Consider the following 6,573-nt stretch of genomic DNA (forward strand, 5'->3'; position numbering starts at 1 on the left):
GGGTCGGCTCCGCCGGGCCGGCGGCTGCGGGGACCGGCTCGGCCTCGGGCTGCGCCTGGGCGGGGACGGCGACGGCCCGGACGGGTTCCGGCTCGGCGGCCGGGACGGGCTCCGCCCCGGCGGCGCGCGCGGGCTCCGGCTCGGTGGTCGGGGCCTCGATCGGGGCGGCGGTGGCCGGCACCGGCTCCGGTTCGTTCACGGCGACGGGCTCCGGCTCGGTGGTCGGGGCCTCGATCGGGGCGGCGGTGGCCGGCACCGGCTCCGGTTCGTTCGCGGCGACGGGTTCCGGCTCGGTGGCGGTGGTCGGCTCCTCGGCCGGCTCGCGGTCGACGGGGCCGGTCACGCCGGCGGCGGCCGGCAGCACGACCTCGGCGTCCGGCCGGTGATCCGGGGCGGTGTCGCTCGGCGTGGCCGCCGCCACGGAGTCGGTGTCGGGCGCCGGCACCGGGTCGCCGGTGAGCGCCATGTCGGCCGGGTCGACCTTGTCGGCCGGCCCGGCGTCGGTGGCGACGACGGTGACCGGGGCGGGGCCGGCGTCGGCCGGGCCGTCGAGGGCGGGCACGGGGTCGGCGACGGCGTCCGGGGCCCGGTCGAGGGTCACCTCGGGGCGTACCTCGTCGGTGGTGGCGGCGGGCGGCGGGTCGACCACCACGGCGGTCATGCCGGCGGCCCGGTCACCCTCCACCGTGGGCGAGCCGTGCCCGGCTGCCGCGCCCTGCCGGCCGCGCCAGAACCATCCGGCGGCCAGACCCACCAGCAGGGCCACGATCAGTATCAGCCAGTGCCCGAAAGACCACGCCACGGCGGACCTCCTATTCGTTCGCGTCGAAACTCCGAGAAAAACTCGCCGCAGCTTCGCACACGTGCCGTGCGGGCGGCAGGCAGGATCGGCCGGTCACGGCGCATGTGGGACGGGTTGCACCGGCGGTGTCCGCCGGGCGACGGACCGTCGTCGCCCGGCGCCGTCCGCACGGTGCGGGGCGGGCACGCGGGGACCCCGGCGCCGGGCGGGCGCCGGGGTCCGGGTCGGACGGTCAGTCCTCCTCGCCGCGGTAGGTGTAGAAGTCGTTGACGAACTTGCGCGCCAGTCGGGGCACCCGGCTGGTGACGCCGAAGTAGCCGCGTGCGCCGAGCAGCGCGAGCCGGCCGACGACGGGTTTGTACATCCGGTCGTCGCCGTTGGTGCCGCTGCGGTTGAGTGAGTCGGCGACCCGGGCGAAGCCGTACGGCACCATCGCGGCCTCGTAGTCGGACACCGCCTGGAGCAGCGTCTTGTCGCCGGCCGCGGCCAGCCGGAGCTGCCGGCAGAGCAGGGCGGCGTCGCGCAGCGCGGTGTTGGCGCCCACGCCGCGTCCGGGGGTCATGGTGTGGATGGCGTCGCCGAGCAGGGTGACGGTGCTGCTCTTCCACGGCGGCACCGGCTCGCTGGTGGAGACCCGGATCGGCAGGGCGCTGCCCGGGTCGCTGCGGGCGAGCAGTTCGCGCAGGTGGGGGTGCCAGTTGCGGGTGAGTTGGAGGGCGAGTAGGACGAGGTCCTCGCCGCGGCGCTGCATGACGTCGGGCGGGAACCGGCGGGCGGTGCTCCAGATGACCAGGTTGATGTTGTCGCGGGTGGTGTCGTGGCGCAGCCCGGGCCAGTCGCGCAGCAGCGCGGCGTCGGCGGGGTCGACGCCGGGTTTCAGCGTGCCGTCGCCGTTCCACTTGAACTCCATCACGTGCAGCACGCCCATCATCCCGCCGGTGCCGAAGATCAGCGAGATGCCCTGCTCGATCCGTTCGGGCAGCAGTTGGCGGGTGTGCGGGGTCAGGGGGATGCGGGTGGCGATGTTGACGGTGCCGGCGTCGCGGGTGACCGCGTGCGGCAGGTACTGGCGGCGTACGGCGGAGTGGGTGCCGTCCGCGGCGACGAGCAGGTCGCCGGTGGCGGTGCTGCCGTCGGCGAAGTGTGCGGTGACGGTGCCGTCGTCGCGTTGCTCGTACCGGGTGAAGGTCTTGTCGAAGTGGACCGCGTCCTCCATGCCGGTGAGCAGGACCTGGCGCAGGGTCATCCGGGCCACGGACCGTTCGGTGTCCACCGGGTCGGTGTCGGGGCGCAGGGTGAACGAGGCGGTCTGGCGCATCCGCTGGGTGATGACGTTGAAGTAGCGGGGGGATCGGGCGCAGGTGGCCAGGTAGGTGTCGAACAGCCGTGGCGGCAGGCACTCCCGCAGGGCGCGGCTGCCGGTGGGGCCGATGCCGACGCGGTAGCCGAGCAGTCCCTCGCCGCGGGTGCGGTACTTCTCGTAGACGGCGACGCTGATCCCGGCGCGGCGCAGGCCGTGGGCCAGGCAGAGCCCGCCGGTGCCGGCGCCGATGATCAGGACGTGGGGTGGTCTGGGTGACATGGGGCCGCCTCCGCTCAGCCGGCCGCGTGCGGGGACGGCGCGTCGGCGGCGTCCCAGCGGTAGAAGCAGCCGGCGATCGCGTCGCGTGGCGAGCGCCAGGTCGGCAGGTACGGCGAGGTGTGCGCGGACAGGCGCTCGTTGACCTGGCGGTACAGCGGGTGGTTGCGGGCGCCGGCCAGGGCGTCCGGGTCGACGTCCGCGGTCTCCATCAGGTGGACGCACAGGTCGTGCAGGCAGTACAGGGACCGGTGCCGGACGCCGGTCAGGGCGGGCAGTTCGGTCGCGTCGGACTCGGCGAAGATCTGCGCGACCCGACCCTCCGCGCCCGGGATGATCCTGCTGACGATCAGTAGACGGCTCATGGGACCCCTCTCGCCGGTGGCGCTCCGCGAGCGGTGTCGGAGACCACGGGATTGTTGTGCGGCCCACCCTGCCCGGGCGGCTGTCACCTGCCCGTCACGTGTGCGGCTGCGCCGGTGACGCCGGTTCAGCGGGCGCGGGGCGCGACCCGGGCGGACGGCGTGCGGCGCGGCGGCGTCGGGGTGTCCCGGGTGGCCTCGCGGATGGGCGCGAGGGTGTCGTCGAGCAGCGCGGTCATGGCTGCGGAGGGTTCGAGCCGAAGTTCCCGCAGCAGCAGGTCGCGGTAGACGTAGAAGGCGTGCACGGCCTCGAAGGCGTTGCCCTCGGCGAGGTGGATGCGCACCACCAGCCGGTGCGGGGTCTCGCGCAGCGGCTCGGCGGCCATCGCCTCGAGCGCGGCCTCCAGGGCCTGCCCGTGCTGGCCCGCCGCCAGGTGTTGGCCGGCCAGTTCCTCCAGCATGTGCAGCCGCAGCTGGCGCAGCCGCTCCCGGTCGGCGAGGACCCAGTCGTCGTACCAGCCGGGGAGCAGGTCGTGTCGGCCGGCGGCGAGGGCGGCGGCGCACGGGGCGTCGCCGTCGCGTACCCGCGCGGCCGTGCCGATGAGGGCGTCGACGTCGACCCGGACGGTGGGGCCGAGGCGTACGGTGTCGCCGGCGGTGGTGAGCGGGCAGCAGGGGTCCTGGCGTAGCCGCCACAGCGCGGTCCGCAGGGACGACAGCGCGCGGTCCTCGGGGGCGTCGGGCCAGAGCAGCCCGGCGAGGTGGCTGCGGGTGGCGCCGGGGCGCAGGCCGATCAGTGAGATGACCCGTTGCAGGCCGCGCGGCACCACGACGGGGGTGTCGCCGTGCAGCAGCCGGAAGCCGCCGAGCAGGTGCAGCGATATCTGCGTGCCGGGGCGGCGCCCGGTGGTCGGCGTCGACGGATCAGCGGCCACGGCGGCACCCCCTGCGGAACGCTCGTCCCGACTCCTCTGCTGTCCCGGCGCGGCTGCCCTTGACCCCACTGTCGGGTCGCTCCGCCGCGGCGCGGCGTCGCGCGCCGCGGTCGCCGGGCTGACCGTGACGAAGATTATCAATCGTAGTCACTCTCGGTCAATGTTTCGGATGAGATCGGACCGCCGGCGACGTGTCCACGAAAACGGTTCTGAACTGCGGATAGTCCACCGTGGTGAGCGGTGTTGTACAGCGGATACACAGCCTGCGTCAACGCAGCGTCACGAAGTGGCGTTGTCGGGCGGCGGGCCGTGGTGACGCCGCCGTGACGCCCGTGGCCGCATCGTGTCGCCAGTCGTCCGGCTCGGCCGGCGCCGTCGTCACCGACGTCGGACGCCGTGGAGGGAGGTCCACCCATGGACCGTTCGCTGATCGTCGCGAAGGTGGTGCCGAGCGCCGAGGCGCGCGTCGCCGAGATCTTCGCCGAGTCCGACGCGACGGAGCTGCCGCACCTGGTCGGGGTGCGGCACCGGTCGTTGTACCGGCTGGGTGACCTCTACGTGCACCTGCTGGAGACGGACGCGCCGGCCGGGTCGGCGGTCGAGGCGGCCCGGGGGCACCCCGAGTTCGTGCGGGTGAGCGCCCGGCTGCGCCCGTACGTCTCGCCGTACCTGCCGACGTGGCGGGAGCCGCGCGACGCCATGGCCCGGTGCTTCTACCGCTTCGACGCCGCGCCCGTCGGGCGGCCGTCGTGACCGCCACCGCGCCCCGGGAGGGGCAGCTCTGGTCCCGCTGCGGCGGCTGCGCCACCCTGCTGTACCGCAAGCGGCTGCGCCGCAACCTCGACGTCTGCCCCGAGTGCGGCACGCACGCCCGCCTCGACGCGCCGGAGCGGCTGCTCCAGCTCGTCGACCCGGGGTCGTTCACCGCCCTGCCGGACCGGCCGGCGGAGGTCGACCCGATCGGTTTCGTCGACCTGCTGCCGTACCCGCACCGGCTCACCGCCGCCCGGGCCGGCACCGGGCTGGCCGAGGCGGTCGTCTGCGGCACCGCCACCATCGGCCGGCATCCGTGCGCGCTCGCGGTGATGGACTTCCGCTTCCTCGGCGGCAGCCTCGGCTGCGCCGTCGGGGAGCTGATCACCCGGGCCGCCGAGCGGGCGCTGGAGGACGGCACGCCGCTGATCCTGGTCACCGCCTCCGGCGGCGCGCGGATGCAGGAGGGCGTCCTGTCGCTGATGCAGATGGCCACGGTCAGCCAGGCGATCGCCGCGCTGCGGGAGGCGGGGCTGCTCACCGTCAGCGTGCTCACGGACCCGACGTACGGGGGAGTGGCGGCCTCGTTCGCCACCAACACCGACGTGGTGATCGCCGAGAGCGGTGCGCGGATGGGCTTCGCCGGTCCCCGGGTGATCCGGCAGGTCACCGGCCGGCCGCTGCCGGAGGGCTTCCAGACGGCCGACTTCCTGCTGCGGCACGGGCAGGTCGACATGGTGGTGCCCCGGCACGCCCTGCGGGGCCGGCTGGCGGCGCTGCTCGCCGCGGCCCGGGCGGGACGTCGGCCGGCGGCGCGTCCCGCCGTACCCCGGCAGGAGCCGTCGCCGGGCGTGGCGCGGCCGGCCGGCGAGGCGGGTGCCGCGACGGCGCCGGGCCCGGCCGACCCGCCGGGCGGCGACGCCTGGGAGACGGTGCGGCTGGCCCGGCACCCGGGCCGGCCGACCACGCTGGACTACCTGGAGTCGGCGTTCGACGGCTTCGTCGAGCTGCACGGCGACCGGCTCGGCGCGGACTGCCCGGCGGTGGTCGGCGGACTGGCCCGGCTGGACGGCCGGCCCGTCATGGTGATCGGGCACCAGAAGGGCCACACCACCGCCGAGCTGGTCGCCCGCAACTTCGGCATGGCCAGCCCGGCCGGGCACCGCAAGGCGCTGCGGCTGATGCGGCTGGCCGCCCGCCTCGGCCTGCCGGTGGTCACCCTGGTCGACACGCCCGGGGCGGATCCCGGCGTGGGCGCCGAGGAGCAGGGGCAGGCGGCGGCCATCGCGGAGAACATCCTCGCGCTCGCCGTGCTGCCCACCCCGGTCGTCGCGGTGATCACAGGGGAGGGCGGCAGCGGCGGCGCACTGGCCCTCGCGGTGGCCGACCGGGTGCTGATGCTCCAGCACGCCGTCTACTCGGTGATCAGCCCGGAGGGCTGCGCCGCCATCCTCTGGCCGGATCGGGGGGCCGCCCCGCAGGCGGCGCGCGCGTTGCGGTTGACCGCGCCCGACCTGTGCCGCCTGGGGGTGGTCGACGACCTCGTGCCCGAGCCGGCCCCGGCCGCGCACCACGACCCGGAGGCGGCCGCGCGCGCGTTGGGCGCGGCGGTGTCGGCCGCCCTGCTGCCGCTGCTGGACGTGCCGCCCGCCACGCTGGTGAGGCGCCGCCGGCAGCGGTTCCGGCGCTTCGGCGCGGCCCGCCTCGGTGCCCGGGCGGGTGCCCGGTGAGCGCGGGCGGCGCCCCGGTCGACACCGCGCCGGCCGGCGCGGAGTCGGCGTCCGGGGTGGACGCGGTGCTGGCCGGGCTGCGGCGGCACGCCCGGGACCTGGTCGCCGAGCTGGCCGGCCCGGTCCGCCGGGTGCGGCTGCGCAGCGGCGACACGGTGCTGGAGGTGGAGTGGCACGGCGGGCCGCCCGCGGAGGCGCCGGAGGCGGCGGCCGTCGCGGCCCGGCCCGACACCCCGGCGACCAGGACCAGGACGCCGTCGTACAGGCCGGTGAGGGTGGCCTGCTCGACGGTGGAGGTGACCACCACCGGGCTGCCGGCCGCCTCGATCATGTAGCGCAGCCGTTCCGCCGGCAGCTGCGGATCCAGCGGCAGGTAGCCGGCCCCGGACTGCCAGACCGCGATCAGGGCGGG

Annotated in this window: 6 protein-coding genes and 1 pseudogene; 3 read left to right on the forward strand and 4 right to left on the reverse strand. The window is 76.0% G+C overall.

The genetic code is table 11. The annotated features are described in order from the left end of the window. The 4 genes from AB0L34_RS32265 to AB0L34_RS32280 all read right to left on the reverse strand — a co-directional run. The coding region (locus AB0L34_RS32265; RefSeq protein WP_363709273.1) for a hypothetical protein at nt 1–802 on the reverse strand (802 nt) is incomplete at its 3' end. A gap of 232 nt (nt 803–1,034) precedes the next feature. After that, complete coding sequence (locus AB0L34_RS32270; RefSeq protein WP_363709275.1) at nt 1,035–2,384, reverse strand: NAD(P)/FAD-dependent oxidoreductase; 1,350 nt, start codon at nt 2,382–2,384, stop codon at nt 1,035–1,037. Between the two features lie 14 nt (nt 2,385–2,398). Next, a complete protein-coding gene (locus tag AB0L34_RS32275; RefSeq protein ID WP_357701323.1) occupies nt 2,399–2,746 on the reverse strand; it encodes a TcmI family type II polyketide cyclase in 348 nt (115 codons plus the stop codon). A gap of 125 nt (nt 2,747–2,871) precedes the next feature. Further along, nucleotides 2,872–3,678, reverse strand: a complete 807-nt coding sequence (locus AB0L34_RS32280) for a BTAD domain-containing putative transcriptional regulator (RefSeq protein WP_363709278.1) — start codon at nt 3,676–3,678, stop codon at nt 2,872–2,874. Between the two features lie 414 nt (nt 3,679–4,092). On the opposite strand from AB0L34_RS32280, the gene AB0L34_RS32285 reads away from it, so the two are divergent. The 3 genes and pseudogenes from AB0L34_RS32285 to AB0L34_RS32295 form a co-directional block, all read left to right on the forward strand. After that, complete coding sequence (locus AB0L34_RS32285; RefSeq protein ID WP_363709280.1) at nt 4,093–4,431, forward strand: TcmI family type II polyketide cyclase; 339 nt, start codon at nt 4,093–4,095, stop codon at nt 4,429–4,431. After that, the gene (locus AB0L34_RS32290) at nt 4,428–6,161 is read left to right on the forward strand and encodes an acetyl-CoA carboxylase carboxyltransferase subunit alpha (RefSeq protein WP_363709282.1); all 1,734 of its coding nucleotides are present in this window, start codon (nt 4,428–4,430) and stop codon (nt 6,159–6,161) included. The genes AB0L34_RS32285 and AB0L34_RS32290 overlap by 4 nt, the downstream gene beginning before the upstream one ends. Nucleotides 6,162–6,217: 56 nt before the next feature. After that, nucleotides 6,218–6,337, forward strand: a pseudogene (locus AB0L34_RS32295) (acetyl-CoA carboxylase biotin carboxyl carrier protein subunit); the annotation flags it as partial. Between the last annotated feature and the right edge of the window lie 236 nt (nt 6,338–6,573).

The organism is Micromonospora sp. NPDC052213 (assembly GCF_040679695.1).
GTDB lineage: Bacteria > Actinomycetota > Actinomycetes > Mycobacteriales > Micromonosporaceae > Micromonospora.

Bases quoted from the DNA above. Each gene is read 5' to 3' on its own strand.
- AB0L34_RS32275 (WP_357701323.1), bottom strand. From the start codon at position 2,746: ATGAGCCGTCTACTGATCGTCAGCAGGATCATCCCGGGCGCGGAGGGT.
- AB0L34_RS32285 (WP_363709280.1), top strand. From the start codon at position 4,093: ATGGACCGTTCGCTGATCGTCGCGAAGGTGGTGCCGAGCGCCGAGGCG.
- AB0L34_RS32270 (WP_363709275.1), bottom strand. From the start codon at position 2,384: ATGTCACCCAGACCACCCCACGTCCTGATCATCGGCGCCGGCACCGGC.